At 59.6% G+C, this 18,269-nt stretch carries 17 protein-coding genes; 12 read left to right on the plus strand and 5 right to left on the minus strand.

Annotated elements, in window-relative coordinates:
- Positions 1–168: 168 nt before the first annotated feature.
- A complete protein-coding gene (locus tag BUB62_RS13500) occupies positions 169–441 on the minus strand; it encodes a hypothetical protein (RefSeq protein ID WP_073110884.1) in 273 nt (90 codons plus the stop codon).
- Between the two features lie 145 nt (positions 442–586).
- On the opposite strand from BUB62_RS13500, the gene BUB62_RS13505 reads away from it, so the two are divergent.
- Positions 587–1,057 carry a DUF6799 domain-containing protein gene (locus tag BUB62_RS13505; protein WP_073110886.1) on the plus strand — a complete coding sequence of 157 codons (471 nt, stop codon included), beginning with the start codon at positions 587–589 and terminating at the stop codon, positions 1,055–1,057.
- 55 nt (positions 1,058–1,112) lie between these two features.
- On the opposite strand, the gene BUB62_RS13510 is transcribed toward BUB62_RS13505, so the two are convergent.
- Positions 1,113–3,122 carry a WG repeat-containing protein gene (locus BUB62_RS13510; protein ID WP_073110887.1) on the minus strand — a complete coding sequence of 670 codons (2,010 nt, stop codon included), beginning with the start codon at positions 3,120–3,122 and terminating at the stop codon, positions 1,113–1,115.
- A 138-nt stretch (positions 3,123–3,260) separates the two neighbouring features.
- Here BUB62_RS13510 and BUB62_RS13515 point away from each other — a divergent pair, with 138 nt between their 5' ends.
- Positions 3,261–3,662, plus strand: coding sequence for a hypothetical protein (locus BUB62_RS13515; RefSeq protein ID WP_073110889.1), 402 nt, complete (start codon positions 3,261–3,263; stop codon positions 3,660–3,662).
- A 179-nt stretch (positions 3,663–3,841) separates the two neighbouring features.
- Positions 3,842–4,873 carry a hypothetical protein gene (locus BUB62_RS13520; RefSeq protein WP_073110891.1) on the plus strand — a complete coding sequence of 344 codons (1,032 nt, stop codon included), beginning with the start codon at positions 3,842–3,844 and terminating at the stop codon, positions 4,871–4,873.
- A 4-nt stretch (positions 4,874–4,877) separates the two neighbouring features.
- Here the strand turns inward: BUB62_RS13520 and BUB62_RS13525 are convergent, their stop codons facing one another.
- On the minus strand, positions 4,878–5,396 hold the full coding sequence (locus BUB62_RS13525) for an RlpA-like double-psi beta-barrel domain-containing protein (RefSeq protein ID WP_084539064.1): 519 nt from the start codon (positions 5,394–5,396) through the stop codon (positions 4,878–4,880).
- Positions 5,397–6,136: 740 nt separating this feature from the next.
- Between BUB62_RS13525 and BUB62_RS13530 the strand changes: the two genes are divergently transcribed.
- The 4 genes from BUB62_RS13530 (at position 6,137) to odhB (ending at position 11,496) form a co-directional block, all read left to right on the plus strand.
- Positions 6,137–9,067 (plus strand): 2-oxoglutarate dehydrogenase E1 component, encoded by a 2,931-nt coding sequence (locus tag BUB62_RS13530; RefSeq protein WP_073110893.1) that lies wholly within the window; start codon positions 6,137–6,139, stop codon positions 9,065–9,067.
- Positions 9,068–9,072: 5 nt separating this feature from the next.
- Positions 9,073–9,393, plus strand: coding sequence for a nucleotidyltransferase domain-containing protein (locus BUB62_RS13535; RefSeq protein ID WP_073110895.1), 321 nt, complete (start codon positions 9,073–9,075; stop codon positions 9,391–9,393).
- Positions 9,383–9,742 (plus strand): HEPN domain-containing protein, encoded by a 360-nt coding sequence (locus tag BUB62_RS13540; RefSeq protein WP_073110897.1) that lies wholly within the window; start codon positions 9,383–9,385, stop codon positions 9,740–9,742. Before BUB62_RS13535 ends, BUB62_RS13540 begins: the two co-directional genes overlap by 11 nt.
- A gap of 71 nt (positions 9,743–9,813) precedes the next feature.
- Positions 9,814–11,496, plus strand: a complete 1,683-nt coding sequence (gene odhB / locus BUB62_RS13545) for a 2-oxoglutarate dehydrogenase complex dihydrolipoyllysine-residue succinyltransferase (RefSeq protein WP_073110899.1) — start codon at positions 9,814–9,816, stop codon at positions 11,494–11,496.
- A 169-nt stretch (positions 11,497–11,665) separates the two neighbouring features.
- Here the strand turns inward: odhB and BUB62_RS13550 are convergent, their stop codons facing one another.
- Together BUB62_RS13550 and BUB62_RS13555 are read right to left on the minus strand one after the other, a co-directional pair.
- Positions 11,666–12,055: a group III truncated hemoglobin gene (locus BUB62_RS13550; protein ID WP_073110900.1), complete on the minus strand. Its 390-nt coding sequence runs from the start codon at positions 12,053–12,055 to the stop codon at positions 11,666–11,668.
- A gap of 227 nt (positions 12,056–12,282) precedes the next feature.
- Positions 12,283–13,194, minus strand: coding sequence for an EamA family transporter (locus BUB62_RS13555; protein ID WP_073110902.1), 912 nt, complete (start codon positions 13,192–13,194; stop codon positions 12,283–12,285).
- Between the two features lie 129 nt (positions 13,195–13,323).
- Here BUB62_RS13555 and BUB62_RS13560 point away from each other — a divergent pair, with 129 nt between their 5' ends.
- From BUB62_RS13560 to BUB62_RS13580, 5 genes are all read left to right on the plus strand, one after another.
- Complete coding sequence (locus tag BUB62_RS13560; RefSeq protein ID WP_073110904.1) at positions 13,324–14,982, plus strand: M1 family metallopeptidase; 1,659 nt, start codon at positions 13,324–13,326, stop codon at positions 14,980–14,982.
- Between the two features lie 170 nt (positions 14,983–15,152).
- A complete protein-coding gene (locus tag BUB62_RS13565) occupies positions 15,153–15,614 on the plus strand; it encodes a MaoC family dehydratase (protein WP_073110906.1) in 462 nt (153 codons plus the stop codon).
- 308 nt (positions 15,615–15,922) lie between these two features.
- A complete protein-coding gene (gene lpdA, locus BUB62_RS13570) occupies positions 15,923–17,329 on the plus strand; it encodes a dihydrolipoyl dehydrogenase (protein ID WP_073110908.1) in 1,407 nt (468 codons plus the stop codon).
- A gap of 176 nt (positions 17,330–17,505) precedes the next feature.
- Complete coding sequence (locus BUB62_RS13575) at positions 17,506–17,898, plus strand: HEPN domain-containing protein (protein ID WP_073110910.1); 393 nt, start codon at positions 17,506–17,508, stop codon at positions 17,896–17,898.
- Entirely contained in the window at positions 17,874–18,230 is a 357-nt protein-coding gene (locus tag BUB62_RS13580) for a nucleotidyltransferase domain-containing protein (RefSeq protein WP_073110912.1), read from the plus strand. The genes BUB62_RS13575 and BUB62_RS13580 overlap by 25 nt, the downstream gene beginning before the upstream one ends.
- Positions 18,231–18,269 lie beyond the last annotated feature (39 nt).

Here is an 18,269-nt window from a genome sequence, read left to right on the forward strand (position 1 = left end):
GTCTGGACTCGCTATTCAGGTTAATTGTGCTTGTAATTAACTGTATGATAATATTTTATTGCGTTTGTCTTCGACTTCGCAGCATCTGACGGGCCGTCAAAGCAAAGGCCCCGCTCTGGCTGAGAGCGGGGCCTTGAAGGAAGTGAGCAGGCCACCTGGGCCGGCTGCTTACTTGGTTTCTTCAACCAGCTTGTCGGCGGGCTTTTCAACTACCACAGCCGTGTCGCCCTTCTCGGGAGCCATATCGGCTTTCACTTCGTCGGCGGCAGCGTTGGTGGCGGCGGCGGCGTTGTCGGCGGCCTCGCCGGTGGCGTTAGCAGCATCCGTGGCAGCGCTTTCAGCGGTAGCTTCGGCGTTGTCCTGGGTTTTCTCCGAGCAAGAAGTGGTAGCGAACGTACCGAAAGCGGCCAGCAGGAGCAGAGATTTCAAAGAGGTCTTCATGGCTAAAGGCTAAGGTGTTAAATGGTTTTTGGTTTCGTTCATACCAGGCGGCACAGGAAAGTAACCCGGCCGCGCCGAAAAAGTGGCGAAGAACTTGCAGGCCGGCGCGTGCGTAGCCTGCCTACGTTCCTGCTTATTCCGCCCAATGCTTTTTTACTTTCGCTTCCCGCTCGCTTTTGCCCTGCTGTCCCTGAGCACTGGCCTGAGTAGCTTCGCCCAAAGTCGCTCAAACAACGACGGTTTCCAGCGCCGCGACGGCATCATGTACCGTATCCGCAACGGCGAAAAGCGCCCGATGGCCCACGACGTGCACCTGCCCAACGGCCGCACCATCACCCGCGACGGCTTCGTGGTGGAGGCCAGCGGGCAGCGCACCGAGCTACCCGAAGGCAAAGGCTGCACGCTGCTTGGCACGCCCACCAGCGTAGTCGTCGCGCCCGGCGGCCAGCTGGCGCTGGCCTCGCCGGCGGTGGCCCGCCCCAGTGCCGCCACGCCCGCAGTGATGCGCTACGAGGCCGGCGTACTGGAGCAGTTGTTCAGCCGGCGGGGGCGGGGCCACAAGGGTTGGGGCTACTACAAAAAGCACGGCAAAGGCAAACACAAAAAAGACGATTGATGCGGCCTTGCTGGCGGCCTTATGTAAGCGTCATTAATACAGGATCTTATGCATGTTATTCTGTCGGCTCACCGCTTTTGTCGATATAAAATGTGCGGCCTTCCTGCACCACGCGGGCGCGGCCGTCGGCGAAGTCGCCGGCATCGGTGTAGCGGCCGAAGGGTTTGGTATCGGGGTTGGGCTCGTCGAGGTAGTCTTGGCTGATGAATGTGTAGGTGCCCTGCAGCTTCACTCGCGCCAGCCCGTCATGGAAAGAATAAGCTTCCTGAAACAGTACGGGCGGCTTGGTTTCGGCCTCCGGCCCCACAATGTAGAACCAGCCCCGGCGGTCGAGCACGGCGGCGCGGCCTTCGGAAAAGTCCAGAGCGTTATAGTAGTAATGGCTGAATTCCTCGCCTTTCTCGTCCACGAACGTGTATAGGTCGCCGATGCGGGCGCGGGCAAAGCCGTCGGCACATGGGTTCAGAGCATCGTAGGCGGGAGCCAGCGTTTCCTCGCCTTTATCATTAATAAAGCCGAACGCGCCCTGCTTCTCCACTACGGCGCGGCCCTCCCGGAATTCGGCTACGGACGTATAGCGGGCCGGCACCAGCGTATCGCCATCGGCTTCCAAGAAGCCCCACCTGCCGTTCTGCTCAAACGCTTTGGGCGGCCCCGCCGTGGCCGCTCTAAAGGCCCAGATGGCCACTATCAGCCCCATCAACCCCCCGGCTACTATGCCCAAACGCGGCAGGCGCCGCCGCCATTTGCGCAGCAGGCGGGCGTAGGGCTGAGTGGCTTTGGCCGGCGCGGAAGCTGCCGGCGCGGCCGAGTGCCGGGCGGCGGCCGGAGCCGAAACAGGAGAAAATGCTGCTGCCGCAGTTGGTTCGGCTCCTAAGCCCGCCGCCACGGCTGGGTTAGCAGCCGGTTTCGGCGGAGCCGGGGCTGCAGGCTCTGCTGCAGCACTAGCGGCGGTGGCGGCCTGCATCTGCAGCATCAATTGGCTAAGCTGCTCGATCTTGGCATCCAGCTCCCGGTTACGAGCCTCCGATTCGGCGCGGGAAGCTTGCATGGCGGCCTCCAGAATGTCTTTTTCCCGGCTCTCGGCCGCAATGCGGGCCTGCAAGGCGGCGGCCTCGGGCGCTACAGCGGGTGCCGCCGCCAGCTTTTCGCGCAACTGGACGAGGCTCCGTTCCCGCTCGGCCTCGCGGGCTTCCAGCGCCCGGAGCTGAGTGGCCACTTCGGCCTGCATGGTAGTGCGCAGCTGCTCCAGCTCCTGCTTTTCCTGCTGGCGGGCGGCCACTTCCTCGTAGCCATAGGGCGCCGTGTCGAGGTCATCAATGTCGTGGGCTCCTAGCCAGTGCCACAGCTGGGTAGCTTTCTGCTGCAAAAAGCCGCCACCTGCCGCCGGTGCCGGGCCCGCTGCGGCAGCAGCTGGCTCCAGCTCCGACTCCGGTTCAGGCTTTGGCTCCGGTATCAGCAGTGTCTCCGGCACGGATGCGACTTTGCCTGCAGTCAACTCCTGGGCCAGCTGCGCAATATCGGCTTCGGTCAGGTCGATTTCGGGCGTGGCCAGCTGGGCGAGGCGGCGGGTGAATCGGGTGGGGTCGGCGAGAAGGTGGAAGCTGCTGGCGGCGGGCACGGCGGCCATGCGCTCCTCTACTTCACGCCCAAATACCACCGGCTCACCAAAAAGCAGTAGGCCCGTGATGAAATTCAGATTGGCTTGCCCGGCTTCCAGATACTGCCGCAGGAAATGCGCCAGGGCCTCTTTTTGCTGGCTGAACTGCTGAAAAGGATTGTCGGCACCGGCGGCCCCGGTGAGCGGGGCACTATCGAGCTGCCAGGCGGCGTGGGCAAAGTCGCGGATGGCGAGGTGGCCGCCACGGGGCTCCAGCAGCAGCAGCGTGAGGCTGTGCGGGCGTATCACCACGGCATCTAGGCGGCCGCCATCGGGCAGCATTAGATTGCCTAGCAGCAGCGTGGCCGGGGCCTGCGGCTCGGCGGCCAGGGCCGCCCGCACGGCCTCAAACTGGACGTGGCGGGCCGCATCGGAGAAAGGAGCGGGTAAAAAAGCGTGAAGCATAAGCGAAGAAAGCGGACCACAATTTTCCGGCCAGGCGGGCCGGGGCGGTTTGTACGGACGGCATCCGCCGTTGGGCTAACTTTTCCGACCGCAAGGCAGTATAGCAGGTAGTTTCTTTCGCTTTTTTGGCTCATTACCATGGATTCGACTACGCCTACGCCGCAAACTCCCGTTGTGCCCACCATCCCGCTGGATGTCACCGATCAGCAGAACTCGGCCCTGCTTGACGACACGCTCAAGCTGCTCAAAGACGGGATGCCGGAAAAAGCCGATGTCCGCGGCCTGACCGAAATTGACCGTTGGGCCGAAGTGCTCCGCTCGTCGGAGCGGCCGGGGCTGGCCAAAATCATTCAGGAGCTGAATACGCTGAACGACCAGCTCAGCCACCCCGACACCGCCGCCCACGACATTGCCGAAACCCTGGCCACGCTGGGGGCCGAAACCGGCAAGGTGGCCGAGGAAACCAGCGACAACTACGGCGCGCCTCTTACCCAACTCAGCAAGCTGCTCATTAAGATGGGCAATGCGCTTTCCCGCTAATAGGCAAAGCTTTACCAGCTACGCAAAAGCCCCAACCAGCAACTGGTTGGGGCTTTTGCGTAGCTGGCAGGGCCGGCGGCAGCTGCTATCGGCAGAAAACCCGGCCCACAGGAAGCGGAGGCACACGCGGGAGGCGTACTTTTGCGCCGTCATTTTTCCGCCGCTTTTCGTGGTTCTTTATGCCTGCTTCCCCCGCGCCTGACCTGACGCTGTACTATCCTTTTGAGGAAAAACAGTTCGCCGACCACTGTTTTTTGTGCGGCACGCCCACCACGCCGGCCCAGGCCGTGCTGGTGTTTGATGAGTGGCTGCTGCAGCGCTATCAGCTGGCCGGGCAGCGCATTCAGCTGCTCGACCAGAGCGTGCAGGAATACCAGAATCTGCGGGTGCCGTGCTGCCCCGGCTGCCGCACGCGCTACGTGCAGCCGCTGGAAGCCACGGTGGCCGCAGCTACTGCTGCCGGCCCGGCCGGCCTGCGGGCTTTGGACGAAAAAACGCTGTTTCTGTGGCTGGGCAAGATGTTTTATGGCATCCTGGTGCTGGAGCTGCTCAACGAGTTGAATCCGCTCATCAAACCCCAGTATCCGCTTTCTGAGAACGGGCAGATGCTGCGGCGGCTTCAGGCGTTCTTCCAGACGTTTCAGGCGCTGCGGGTGCCCATCGTGTTTGAGGACTTCGTGCCGGCCTCCATCTTCCTACTCGAAACCGACCCTGGACAGGACCCGATTTCGTTTGAGTACGACGACGATCTGACCACCATGACGTTCAGCATCAAGCTAAATGGCATGATCATCATTGCCTGCTTCATCGACAATGGGCTGCTGCGCCAGGCCATGCGCCGCGTGTATCAGGATGCCCAGCGGCCGCTACACCCCGTGCAGTTGGCCGAGTTCAAAGCCCGTGTGTATTACGGGGCGCACCTGCTGAACGTGATACCCGATTACTATCCGCGTCCCATACAGCCCCACGACGACCATATCATATACGATACGCTCATCGACGACATTACGCGGGAGATTTTCAATCCGTGGGAAAATTCCGGCTACGGGCAGTCGTTGCAGGAAATGTGGAAGCGGTGGCAGATTCCGTACACCGAAATCATGCGCGACCCCGCGCGGCCGTTGAGCTACTTATACGATGCGCAGGGCACGCCGCGCACGCTGGAAAGCTTTCCGGTGGCCAGCAAGGCTGGCGAACCATCAGACCAATAGGAAGTTAGCCAGCTCGCCAAACTGGCCCGGCCTTTTCCACTTTTACTATTTTCACGCCTTTCCACATCTCATCGAGATGCTCCCATTTGGCGGCCAGAATATCCATGCAGTGCCGGTGGCGGCGGTTCATGGTGTCGTGAATGATGTAGGTGCCGTCGAGCTTCTTGGAGATGCCCGTGACGCGCACTGAGTCGCCGAAGCTGAACGTGCCGCCCCAGGGCTTGAGCAAGTCGCGCGACAGGGCCATCCAGCGGTTTTTGCTGGAGTGTTGCGGGGTAATAAAGGAGTTATCGGCCGTGATAAACGGCTCAGAGTCAGTCTGCCGAGGGTCAGGCTCGTAGATGGTGGCCGTGACGGTATACGTGGGCAGATGACGGGGCACTCGCTTGGGAACAATGAGCGAAGGAGTAACCAACGATACCGTGCGCGGGCTCAGGTGCGCTACGGTGGAGGGGAGGGCAGCGGCGCTGAAAATGGGCCGTGGAGGAAAGAGGAAGGTCAGCAGGAATAAAGCAAGGGACATGACGTTTGGGTTGATGAACTCTTCTTTTGTCCGAAGAGGATGGACGGCCGGCCGACCCGGCTTGTGGGAGGCGAATTACCTGATCCGGAAGGAAAGGGTTATTCTGATCAGGTAAAGACAAAGCAGCTGCGCTACCAGACTGCGGGAGGTACATAAGGGAAATCTAATATAGAGTATTATTATAATTTGTTGTATTTATAAAATATTGGCATTCGAATAGAACCCCAAAAGTAGCGGAATTTTTTTAGCCTTCCGCTAACCACTTTAGCCGCCTATTAGGCAACGCGTTGGCAGCATTACAGTTCTGCAATGCAGAAAATCCTGAAAAGGCTGTTTCCAGGCCGTCCACGCACAAGCAGTTCATCAATGCATAGACGGGGCGGAACCCAACATGGCTGAATGCAGCGAGCTACAACGCTGAAATGATCCGGCCTTGTAGCTCACGGTCAATGATATTGCCCTCAATCGATATATGTGTATGCTCGCGCTATACAGTGTGGTATTGGTTGAAGTAAAAAAGTTATTCATTCAAAAACGCCTAATCAACTTAAGCCTTTCCTGCCCGTAGGAAAGGCTTTGCGCTTAATTTTGAATAGCTTGGCTGACGCAACTTCCGCGTACTGAAATCAGTTGCCTAATCAATGCGCTGAATAAGAGGCGTATTTGCATACGCGAATGTAAGTTTTTGCCTTGCACGCCAGCCGTATACATTTACGGCTGACTCATCCTGCTCCGATTATATGGACGCTTACTCCTATATCGCCAACGCCCACGGCGACTACATTGAACAGCTGTACCAAGCGTACAAGCAAAACCCGGAATCAGTCGATTTCGGCTGGCGCAAGTTCTTCGAAGGCTTTGACTTTTCGCAACAGTATCCGGCTGATGATCAGCTGGCTACTGGAGCAGGGGCGGCTCAGCCTATCGTGCGGCCTGCTGTAACTGGCAGCCCTGCTACGCTGGACGGCATTCGGGAGCAGCAGCCGGCCTACGGGGTGCTAAATACCGATGCTTCTACCAACGATGGCGGCTCCATTATGCCCCTCGACGGCCTTTCGACCGACAAAGAAACGGCCGTTAGCAACCTGATTCATGCGTTTCGGAGCCGCGGCCACCTGCGGGCGAAAACCAACCCGGTGCGGGAGCGCAAAGACCGCAAAGCCCGCCTCGACCTTACCGATTTCGGCCTGAGCGAGGCCGACCTCGATACGTCGTTCCGGAACGGCTCACTGTTGGGCCTGGACGCTACGGCCAAGCTGCGCGACATTGTAGCGGCGCTGGAGAAAGTGTACACCCGCAGCATTGGCTTCGAATATATGTACATCCGCGACCCGCAGGTGCTCGACTGGTTTCGCGAAAAAGTGGAGAAGGATTCGCTGAGCTTCAACCCCGGGGTGGAGTACAAAAAGCGTATTCTGAAGAAGCTGAACGAGGCAGTGGTATTTGAGAACTTCCTGCATACCAAGTTTTTGGGGCAGAAGCGCTTCTCGCTGGAAGGCGGCGAAACCACCATTCCAGCCCTTGATGCCATTATCAATAAGTCGTCGGAGCTGGGGGTGAAGGAAGTGATGATTGGGATGGCCCACCGCGGCCGCCTGAACGTGCTGGCCAACATCATGGGCAAGACGTACGAGCAGATCTTCTCGGAATTCGAGGGCACGGCCGTACCTGACCTGACGATGGGCGACGGCGACGTGAAGTACCATATGGGCTACTCGTCGGAGGTAGAAACCGAGGGCGGGCAGAAGGTGAACCTGAAGCTGGCGCCCAACCCCTCGCACCTGGAAGCGGTGAACCCCGTGGTACAGGGCTTCGTGCGGGCCAAGATTGAGCACCAATACGCCGACGACTACCACCAGATTCTGCCCATCCTGATTCATGGCGACGCGGCGCTGGCCGGCCAGGGCATCGGCTACGAGCTGACGCAGATGTCGTTGCTGGAAGGTTACAAGACCGGCGGCACCATTCACTTCGTGATTAACAACCAGGTCGGCTTCACCACCGACTTTGAGGATGCCCGCTCTAGTATCTACAGCACAGATCTGGCCAAAATCATTGACGCGCCAGTGTTGCACGTGAATGGCGACGATCCGGAAGCAGTGGTGTTTGCCGTGCGTCTCGCTACCGAGTACCGCCAGCAATTTCATGCCGATATCTTCATTGATATGGTGTGCTACCGTCGCCACGGTCACAACGAGTCGGACGAGCCGAAATTCACCCAGCCCACGCTCTACAACCTCATTTCGAAGCACCAGAACCCGCGCGAGGTGTACAACGCCATGCTGGTAGAGCGCGGCGACGTGGACGCGGCCCTAGCCGCTCAGATGGACAAAGAGTTCCGCGACACGCTGCAGGCCCGCCTGGATATGGTGAAGCAGAAGCCCTTGCCCTATAACTACCAAGCTCTCGAAAACGAATGGCGCAGCCTGCGCCGCTCCAAGCCCGAGGACTTTGAATCGTCGCCGGAAACTGGCATCAGCGAAGAGGTGGTGCAGCAGGTGGGCAAGGCCCTGACTACGCTGCCCGAAGGCTTCCGGCCCCTGAAGCAGATTGAGAAGCTGATGGAGGAGCGCCGGAAGATGTTCTTCGAGAGCCGGGTGCTGAACTGGGCCGCCGGCGAGCTGCTGGCCTACGGCTCGCTGCTGGCCGAGAAGCACATCGTGCGCGTGAGTGGGCAGGATGTGCAGCGCGGCACCTTCTCCCACCGCCACGCCGTGCTCCACGATGCCGAAACCTCGGCTCCTTACAACTCGCTCAACAACATCGGCGAGAGCCAGGAGAAGCTGAGCATCTTCAACTCGCTGCTGAGTGAGTACGCGGTGCTGGGCTTTGAATTCGGCTACGCCATGGCCAACCCGACGGCTCTGGTGGTGTGGGAGGCTCAGTTCGGCGACTTCGCCAACGGTGCCCAGACTATGATTGACCAGTTCATTGTGAGCAGCGAAAGCAAGTGGCAGCGCATGAACGGCGTAGTGATGCTCTTGCCCCACGGCTACGAGGGCCAGGGCCCCGAGCACTCCAATGCCCGCCCCGAGCGGTTTTTGCAGCTGGCGGCCGAAAATAACATAATTGTGGCCAACATGACCACGCCGGCCAACTTCTTCCATGCCCTGCGCCGGCAGCTGACGTGGAGCTTCCGCAAGCCGCTGGTGGTGATGTCGCCGAAATCGATGCTGCGCCACCCGCTGTGCGTGTCGCCGGTGGAGGAGTTTACCTCGGGCAACTTCCGCGAGGTGCTCGGCGACACGTTTGCCGAGGCCAAGAAAGTGAAGCGCGTACTGCTGTGCTCGGGCAAAGTATACTTCGACCTGCTGGAAGAGCAGCGTGCTTCCAACCGCACCGATGTGGCTATCGTGCGGCTGGAGCAGCTGCATCCGTTTCCTAAGAAGCAGCTTGCCATCGAACTGGCTAAGTACCCCAAAGCCAAACAGTATTGGGTGCAGGAAGAGCCGGAGAATATGGGATACTGGAACTACCTGCTCCGCTTTATGCGCCGCGAGCTGGAAGACGTGGTGGCCCGCAAGCCCTCGGCCTCGCCGGCTACGGGCTACAACAAGGTGCACGTGAAGGAGCAGAAGGACCTAGTGGCCCGCGCTTTCGGCATTTCTACCGCCGAGGTAGATGCGGAGAACATCAAAGCCACGGTAGAGGTAGCCAAAAAGCAGGACTAACGCTTATGATAACCGAAGAGCAGATTCAGGCCATTGTCCGCCGTATCGTGGAAGGCTATCAGCCCGACCGGATTATTCTGTTCGGCTCATACGCCTACGGCACGCCTACGGAGGATAGCGACCTGGATTTGTTGGTGGTGAAGCGCGATGCCGAACCTTCGGCCATGGCCCGGTCGGTGGCTGTACGCCGGGTATTGCGTGGTGCCGGAGCCGCGGCTATGGATATCCTTATCCGGACGCCGGAAGAGTTGCTGCTCAAATTGCCTCTTGCTTACACAGTTGAAGCGGAAGCCATACAAAAAGGACGTCTGTTGTATGCTGCTTAACCCATCCAAACAACACCATATCCGCACGTTATTCCAAGTAGCGGAGCGCGACTTGGAAAGCACCGAGGTACTGCTCCGGCATAGCCCGCACCTATATGAAGTCGTCGGGTTCCATTGCCAGCAGGCAGTAGAGAAGTTACTAAAAGCCGCGTTAGTGGGCGCGCACGTGGCATTCCCATGCACGCACGACCTGGTGCGTTTAGCCGAACTGCTGCCGGTATCTTTGCAGTTGCCTGACGACCTCATTGACGAGGCGGCGGGACTGAATATTTTTGCGGTACAGCACCGCCACGAGCTGGAAGAAGCGTCAGGGCTGAATGCGGCTGCCTTGGTTACTTCCAGCAATTGATTTGCGGCCGTGTTTCGGCCGATTATTACCGCATATTTGGCTTAGCTTGTTCTGCCCTTTAGCATTTTCCCATGCCCATCGAAATCAAAATCCCCGCCGTCGGCGAGTCCATCACCGAAGTGACCATTGCCAAGTGGCTCAAGAAAGACGGCGAGGCCGTGAAGCGCGACGAAGTCATTGCCGAGTTGGAATCGGACAAGGCGACGTTTGAGCTGCCCGCCGAAACCGACGGCATCCTGAAAATCCGGGTGGCCGAGGGCGAAACCATCGGCATCGGTGCCATCATTGCCGATATCAACGGCGACGGCGCGGCCTCGGCTGCTCCGGCTGCTTCGGCCCCGGCTGCCACTGCCGCCCCAGCCCAGCTGGCCGCCGACCCCATAACCAAGGGTGAGCAAAACCCCACCGCCAGCGACCAGGCCGGCTACGGCGGGCAGCCTGCTGGCGGCGCGGCTTCCGGCACACCCCCAACTGCTGCCGCTCCGGCTGCCAGCAACAGCGGCGGCGCGACGGTAGAGATGAAAATTCCGACCGTGGGCGAGTCCATCACGGAAGTGACCGTGGCCAAATGGCTGAAGCCCGACGGTGCCCAAGTGCAGCGCGACGAAATCATTGCCGAGTTGGAATCGGATAAGGCCACGTTTGAATTGCCCGCCGAAGGCTCCGGCACGCTGCGCCATGGCGCGAAGGAAGGCGAAACTATTGCCATCGGCTCCGTAGTGGCCCGCATTGAAGGCGGCAGCGGTGCTCCGGCACCAGCAGCCCCAACTGCTTCGGCTGCGGCCGCCGCGCCGGCTCCCGCTTCCGCCAACGTGCCTCTAACCACGGGCAATACTTCCTACGCTACCGGCACGCCTTCGCCGGCCGCCGGTAAGATTCTCGGTGAGAAAGGCATTGCCGCTGCCGACGTGCAGGGCTCGGGCCGCGACGGCCGCATCACGAAGGAAGACGCGCAGAACGCCCAGGCTCGTCCGGCTGCTCCGGCCCCGGCGGCTGCTCCGGCACCTGCCGCTGCTGCTCAGCCCGCCGCGGCTGCGTCACCGGTTACCGGCAACCGTACAGTGCGCCGCGAGCGGATGAGCAACCTGCGCAAAACCGTTGCCCGCCGCTTGGTTTCGGTGAAGAATGAGACGGCCATGCTCACCACCTTCAACGAGGTGAACATGCAGCCCATCATGGATATGCGCACCAAGTTCAAGGACAAGTTCAAGGAGAAAAACGGGGTGAACCTGGGCTTTATGTCCTTCTTCACCAAGGCCGTATGCGTGGCTTTGCAGGAGTGGCCATCGGTAAATGCCCAGATTGACGGCACCGATATCGTGTTCAACAACTTCTGTGACATCAGCATCGCCGTATCGGCCCCGAAAGGGCTGGTGGTGCCGGTAATTCGCAATGCGGAAGCACTGTCGTTTGATGGCATTGAGAAGGAAGTGGTGCGGCTGGCTATGCTGGCCCGCGACAACAAGCTGACCATCGAGCAGATGACCGGCGGCACGTTCACCATCACCAACGGCGGCATTTTCGGCTCGATGATGAGCACCCCGATCATCAACGCCCCGCAGTCGGCTATTCTGGGAATGCACAACATCGTGCAGCGCCCGATTGCCGAAAACGGGCAGGTCGTGATTCGGCCCATGATGTATCTGGCCCTCAGCTACGACCACCGCATCATCGACGGCCGCGAGTCGGTGTCGTTCCTGGTGCGGGTGAAAGAGCTGCTCGAAGATCCGACTCGTCTGCTGCTGGGCGTTTAGAGCCACCAACCACGGATTGGGACGGATTTGTCGGATTTCACGGATTTTGTAAACGACTTCGTTTTCGCTTCGTGGTTTCAATCAACAAAAAAGGCTTGCCAACTGGCAAGCCTTTTTTGTTCCTGTTTAATCGTCCACGAAATCCGTGAAATCCGACAAATCCGTGGTTTTAGTCGACTGGCAGTTCCCGCGTACGGGTGGTTTGCAGGCGCGTGACCAGCTGGCGGGCCAGCTGTTTGGCTTCCTCAGCTTTCGAGCCGGCGAAGCACTCTTCTACCGTAGATGAGAACAGGCTCAGCCAATGCGCGATGTGGGGGCCGCTGGTGGGCATGGCCAGCTGCGCGGGCACTGGCTCACCGTCTTCGGCCTGCTTGCCGAGCAGCGTATTGCTCCAGTAGCGGTATTGCGAAGTGAGGTAGTGGGGCCAGTGAATGCGGGCTGCGGCGCCGTAGCGCGGGCCGAGCAGGGTGTCATTCGTGGCCTTGTGGCATAGCGTATCGACCAGGGTCTTGATGTCGCCTTCCGTCCGGATGTCAGCTAGAGTAGCAGAGTTGATCATTGGTAAAAGCTGAAAAGAGTGGGATTTCGATACGCAGCGAATTTACGCGGGTTTCGCTTCTTTCGCTAATGTACGAATTAAATTATATGATTATAAATACAATAAATAGGAATTGAGTTCAACGGTGTCCCACTAAGCTCACAAACCCGCTTCCCAGCCCGCCTACTCAGGTTGACACGGAGCAGAACATCAAACTCACCATTTCACTATCTCACTATCTCACCACCTCACCGCCTCCCCAGCACCACCAGCACCACGGCTACCACAATCAGGGCCGCGCCGATTAGGGTAGGGGTGCTAAGCTGCTCGCCGGCCACGGCCCAGCCCAGCAGCACCGCCACCACGGGGTTCACAAACGAGTTGGTGCCTGCCAGTGCCGGCTCCACGGCCCGCAGCAGCCAGATATAGGCCGAAAATGCTACAATGGAGCCCAGCGTGACCAGATAGCCATACGCCAGCCACGACTGCGCCGTCACGCTGGCTAGCGCGAAGCCGTGAGCTTCGCCGCGCACCAGGCCTGCCAGCAGCATCAGCGCGCCGCCGCACATCATCTGCATCCCGCCCGATACGAACGGCGACGACGCGGGCTGGTGCTTTTTGGCGTAGAGCGAGCCGATGGCCCACAGCAAGGCCGCCGTGAGCACCAGACTAATGCCCAGCGTTTCGTGGCCGGGCAGCGCCACGTGGCTCACGCCGGGCGTGCGGGCCACCAGGTACACGCCCACCATGCCGATGAGCAGGCCGATGGCCACGGGCAGGGTGGGGCGGCCCGACACGCCGCTCAACCAGCCCAGCACGGCCAGAAACAGCGGCACCACGGCCACCAGCAGCGCGGCCAGTCCGGAGGAAATATATTGTTCGCCAAGCGTCACGCCGCCGTTGCCGAAGGTGAGCAGGCAAATGCCGATGAGCAGCGCCTGACCCCAGCCGCGCCAGGTGGGGGCCGGCGCCCCGCGCAGCCGCATGAAGCTGTAGAGCAGCAAACCCGCCAGCAGGTAGCGCGAGCCGGCCATAAGCAGCGGCGGAATGCTGTCGATGGCGTAGCGGATGCCCAGATAGGTGGAGCCCCAGACGAGGTAGACGATGGCGAAAGCGCCAATAATGGCCGCCCGACTGGGCGCGGAGGAAGAGGAAGGCATACAGGTTCGGACCAAGGAGAGCCCAAACCTACGGCAAACGGCCGCGGCCGGCTGCCTGCGCCCCGCGCAACGGCGCGGCCGGGCCGGCGTCTGTAGTTACCTTTGGCTCTCTCCCTACCCCCGTTTTTTATGCGTCGCCTTTCGTTTTTTGCCATTCTGGCCCTGCTGAGTCTGCCCTGGCAGGCCAGCGCTCAGCTGATGCAGCCCAAAAGCCAGTTCACCCGCGCCGACTCGCTGCGCGGCAGCCTTTCGCCGCTGCGCACCTGCTACGATATCCGCTATTATCATCTGGATGTGAAGCTCGATATTGAGCAGCGGGCCCTGAGCGGCTCCAACCTGTTCCGCTTCACCGCCACCCAGGATTTCAGCAAGCTCCAGTTCGATCTGTTTGCCAACCTCGCGGTTGAAAAAGTGGTGTACAAGGGCAAGAATCTGGCCTTCACCCGCGAGGCTAATGCTGTGTTCATCACCTTTCCGCAGCCTATCAAGGCGGGCAGTACGGATGAATTCACGGTGTTCTACTCCGGCAAGCCGACCGTGGCCGAGCGAGCACCCTGGGACGGCGGCTTGGTGTTCACCCAGGATTCCAACGGCAAGCCGTGGGTGGCTACGGCCTGCCAGGGCGTGGGAGCCAGCATCTGGTGGCCCACCAAAGACCACCAAGCCGACGAGGTGGATAGTATGCTGATTAGCGTGACGGTGCCCAAGGGTTTGAAAGACGTGTCGAATGGGCGGCTGCGCAAAGTCACGCCGCTCAAGGACGGCACTACGCGCTTCGACTGGGCCGTGCGCAACCCCATCAACAACTACGACGTGGCCCTGAACGTGGGCGACTACACCCGCTTCGGCGACACTTACGACGGCGAAAAAGGCAAGCTCACGCTGGACTACTGGGTGCTGACGGAGAACCTAGCGAAGGCCAAAACGCATTTCGGGACCCATGTCAAGCCCATGCTCAAGTCGCTGGAGCACTGGTTTGGGCCGTACCCGTTCTATGAGGATGGCTACAAGCTGGTGGATGCGCCCCACTTGGGCATGGAGCACCAGAGCGCCGTAGCCTACGGCAACAAGTACCAGAATGGCTACCTCGGCCACGACCGCTCGGCCACGGGCTGGGGGCTGAAATGGGACTTTATCATCGTGCACGAAAGCGGCCACGAGTGGTTCGGCAACAACATCACCAGCCAGGATATTGCCGATATGTGGATTCACGAGAGCTTCACCACCTACTCGGAGGCGCTGTTCGTGGAAAGCCAGTTTGGCAAGCTCGCCGGCCAGGAATACCTGCACGGGCAGCGCCGCAACATCCAGAACGACGGCCCCATCATCGGACCCTACGGCGTGAACAAAGAAGGCTCCGGGGATATGTACGATAAGGGCAGCAATATGCTCAACATGGTGCGCACCCTCGTCAACGACGACGAGAAGTGGCGGCAGATGCTGCGCGGGCTGGGCAAAACCTTCTACCACCAGACCGTCACCACCGACCAGATTATCGGCTACCTCAACCAGCAGAGCGGCAAAAACTTCACGCCTGTCTTCGACCAGTACCTGCGCCACCGCAGCCTGCCGGTGCTGGAGCTGCGCCAGGACAAAGGCCAGCTGCTGGGCCGCTGGGTAGCCGAAGCCGACAACTTCACCATCCCCATCCGGATGCGCGTGCGCGGCTCGGAGTATAAATTCGTGCCCCTGACGACGAAGTTTCAGCCCATCGAGCTAGTGGGGGCCACGAAGGATAATATTGACATCGACACATTCAACTACTACATCGGCGTGCTGGTGGATTGATTGCATAGTACCTGTCATCCTGAGCTTGCGAAGGACCTCATGGGATAAGAACAATAATCGTAACAACGACTCGCGCTGGCGTGATAAGGTCCTTCGCAAGCTCAGGATGACAGGCGGCAATCAATCCACCAACCAATCACCACCACCTCACCACCACCAAAACACCCCGCATGAGCATCATCATCAGTAGCCTGAAACAGCTGGAGCAGTACGAGGGCCAGGAGCTGGGCCTTTCGCCCTATCACACCATCACGCAGGAGCAGATTAACCGCTTCGCCGACGCGACCCTCGACCACCAGTGGATTCACCTCGATGCGGAGCGGGCCAAAGCGGAGTCGCCCTTTGGCGGCACCATCGCGCACGGCTACCTCACCGTAGCGGTGCTGCCGTACCTGTGGCGGCAAATTGCGCAGATTGAGAACCTGAAGATGCAGGTGAACTACGAAATCGAGAGCCTACGCTTTAATCAGGCGGTGCTGGTGGATAGCGAGGTGCGGCTGCGGGCGCGGCTGCTATCGGTGAAGGACCTGCGCGGCATCGCCAAAGCCCGCATCGAGGTGACGCTAGAAATCAAAGACGCAAAGAAGCCGGCGTATACCGGGGTCATTACGTTTCTGTACCATTTTTTGTAAGGGGGAAGGCAGAGCCAGGAGCTAGGAGTTAGAAGCTAGAAAGCCAGGATTTAAGAGCTAGAAAGCTAGTTCCCCTCCTTTTTTCAAGGAGGGGTTAGGGGTGGTTCAATCGTTGAACGGTTTTTTAGAGCTAATTAATTGTTCAACGACTTTCTAGCTCTAGCAACCACCCCGCCCTTCGGGCACCCCTCCTTGAAAAAAGGAGGGGAGTTAGTTGCTAGCCCTGGCTTTCTAGCTCCTGCCTCCCAACTCCTAGCTCCTAACCCCTACCTTTGCCCCACGCTGATTTCCACCGAATTCACCTCCTTATGAATCAATACGACGTTACCGTCATCGGCTCGGGGCCGGGCGGTTATGTGGCGGCCATCCGCTGCGCCCAGCTCGGCCTTAAAACCGCCCTCATCGAGAAGTACAACACCCTCGGCGGCACTTGCCTCAACGTGGGCTGCATCCCCAGCAAGGCCCTGCTCGACAGCACCGAGCACTTCCACAACGCCCACACCACGTTTAAGGAGCACGGCATCGAGCTGAGTGATTTGCAGGTGAACATGAACCAGATGATAGACCGCAAGAACGGCGTGGTGAAAGCCAACACCGACGGCATCATCTACCTGATGAAAAAGAACAAAATCGACGTGCTGCACGGCGTCGGCTCGTTCGTAGATAAGAACCACATCAGCATTCAGCCCACCGCCGGCGGCGAGGCCCAGCAGATCGAAACCAAGAACGTCATCATCGCCACCGGCTCCAAGCCCACGGTGCTGCCGTTCATCGCCCAGGACAAGGAGCGCATCATCACCAGCACCGAGGCGCTCAACATCCGCGAAGTGCCCAAGCATATGATTGTGATTGGGGGCGGCGTGATTGGCCTCGAAATGGCCTCCGTGTATGCCCGCCTCGGCGCGAAAGTGTCGGTGGTGGAGTTTATGGACTCGCTCATCCCCACCATGGACCGCGGCCTGGGCAAGGAGCTCAAGCGCATCCTGGGCAAAATCGGCATCGAGTTTTTCCTGAGCCACAAAGTGACCGGCGCCACTCGCGCCGGCGACACCGTGACCGTGACGGCCCAGAACCCCAAGGGCGAGGAAGTGAAATTCGAGGGCGACTACTGCCTGGTGGCCGTGGGCCGCGTGCCCTACACCGCGGGCCTCAACCTGGAAGCCGCCGGCGTGCAGATGGAAGAGCGCGGCCGTATCAAGGTCGATGAGCACCTGCAAACCAACGTGCCCGGCATCTACGCCATCGGCGACGTGGTGCGCGGCGCCATGCTGGCCCATAAGGCCGAGGAAGAAGGCGTGTTCGTGGCCGAAACCATCGTGGGCCAGAAGCCGCACATCAACTACCTGCTCATCCCCGGCGTGGTGTACACCTGGCCCGAAGTGGCGGGAGTAGGCTACACCGAAGAGCAGCTCAAGGAGCAGGGCCGCGCCTACAAAACCGGCAACTTCCCCTTCCGCGCCTCCGGCCGCGCCCGCGCCTCCATGGACCTCGACGGCTTCGTGAAAGTGCTGGCCGACAAGGAAACCGACGAAATCCTGGGCGTACACATGATCGGCCCCCGCATCGCCGATCTGATTGCCGAAGCTGTGACGGCCATGGAGTTCCGCGCCTCCGCCGAAGACGTAGCCCGCATGAGCCATGCCCACCCCACGTATGCCGAAGCCATGAAGGAAGCATGCCTGGCCGCTACGGAGAATAGGGCGCTGCATATGTAGAACGTCATTCCGAGCATGTGGCGCATCAAGCCAGGGACCGAGGAATCTCTCTTGCTGACGTTGCCGAAGTAACCGTCATGCTGAGCTTGTCGAAGCATCTTTCCCGCTTCGTTGCCTGAAACCCAAAGCCACTGAAACTCCCCGGAGCTTCAGTGGCTTTTTTGTAGCTTCAAGCCATGACCAAGCAAGACTATATTCTCCATTGGAAAGAAACATCTGAGCAGGAGTGGTCATCGGCGCAGGGGCTTTTTACAATGGGCAACTACCTCAACAGCCTGTTCCACGCGCACCTACTTATTGAGAAGCTGAGTAAGGCGCATTGGGTGAAGGATAACGCGGACAACTTTCCGCCGCGCACGCACAACATCATCAGACTATGGCAGCAAACTGCGCTACAGCCCACATCCGACCAGGAACAGGTAGCCCTTGAATTGAACACTTTTCAAATGGAGGGTCGTTATCCGGATTACCAACGCATTGCCTACCAACGGGCGACGCGGCCTTTCACGCAAGCATTGTTGACCGACACTTCTAATTTGCGCTCATGGTTACTCAGCAGTCTGCCATAGAAGAAGCCCGCCAGTTTGCCGCCGAGTTACTGCAGCTAGCCATTCCGCTGCGAAAAGTCATCCTTTTCGGTTCCTTCGCCCGCAACGAGCAGCATGAATGGTCAGACATTGATTTGGCCCTAGTGGCCGATACGTTCACTGGTTTTGGCCCTGAAGACATTCGGCCATTTGTACGCGCCCTGGTAAAACACTGCGCTATCGAGCCCCACACCTTCTCGCCCGAGCAGTTCACCGACTGGAACCCCTTTGTGCAGGAAATAAAGCGCACCGGCATCGTCATCGGCGAGTGGGAGCCCACCGCCCCCGCCGAGAACCGGCCGGTTCATTTGTGATTCTGCGTAAGGCGGCAGAAACGAAAAGCGGCTGGAGCT

Source organism: Hymenobacter daecheongensis DSM 21074 (assembly GCF_900141805.1).
In the GTDB taxonomy this organism is placed as follows: Bacteria; Bacteroidota; Bacteroidia; order Cytophagales; family Hymenobacteraceae; genus Hymenobacter; species Hymenobacter daecheongensis.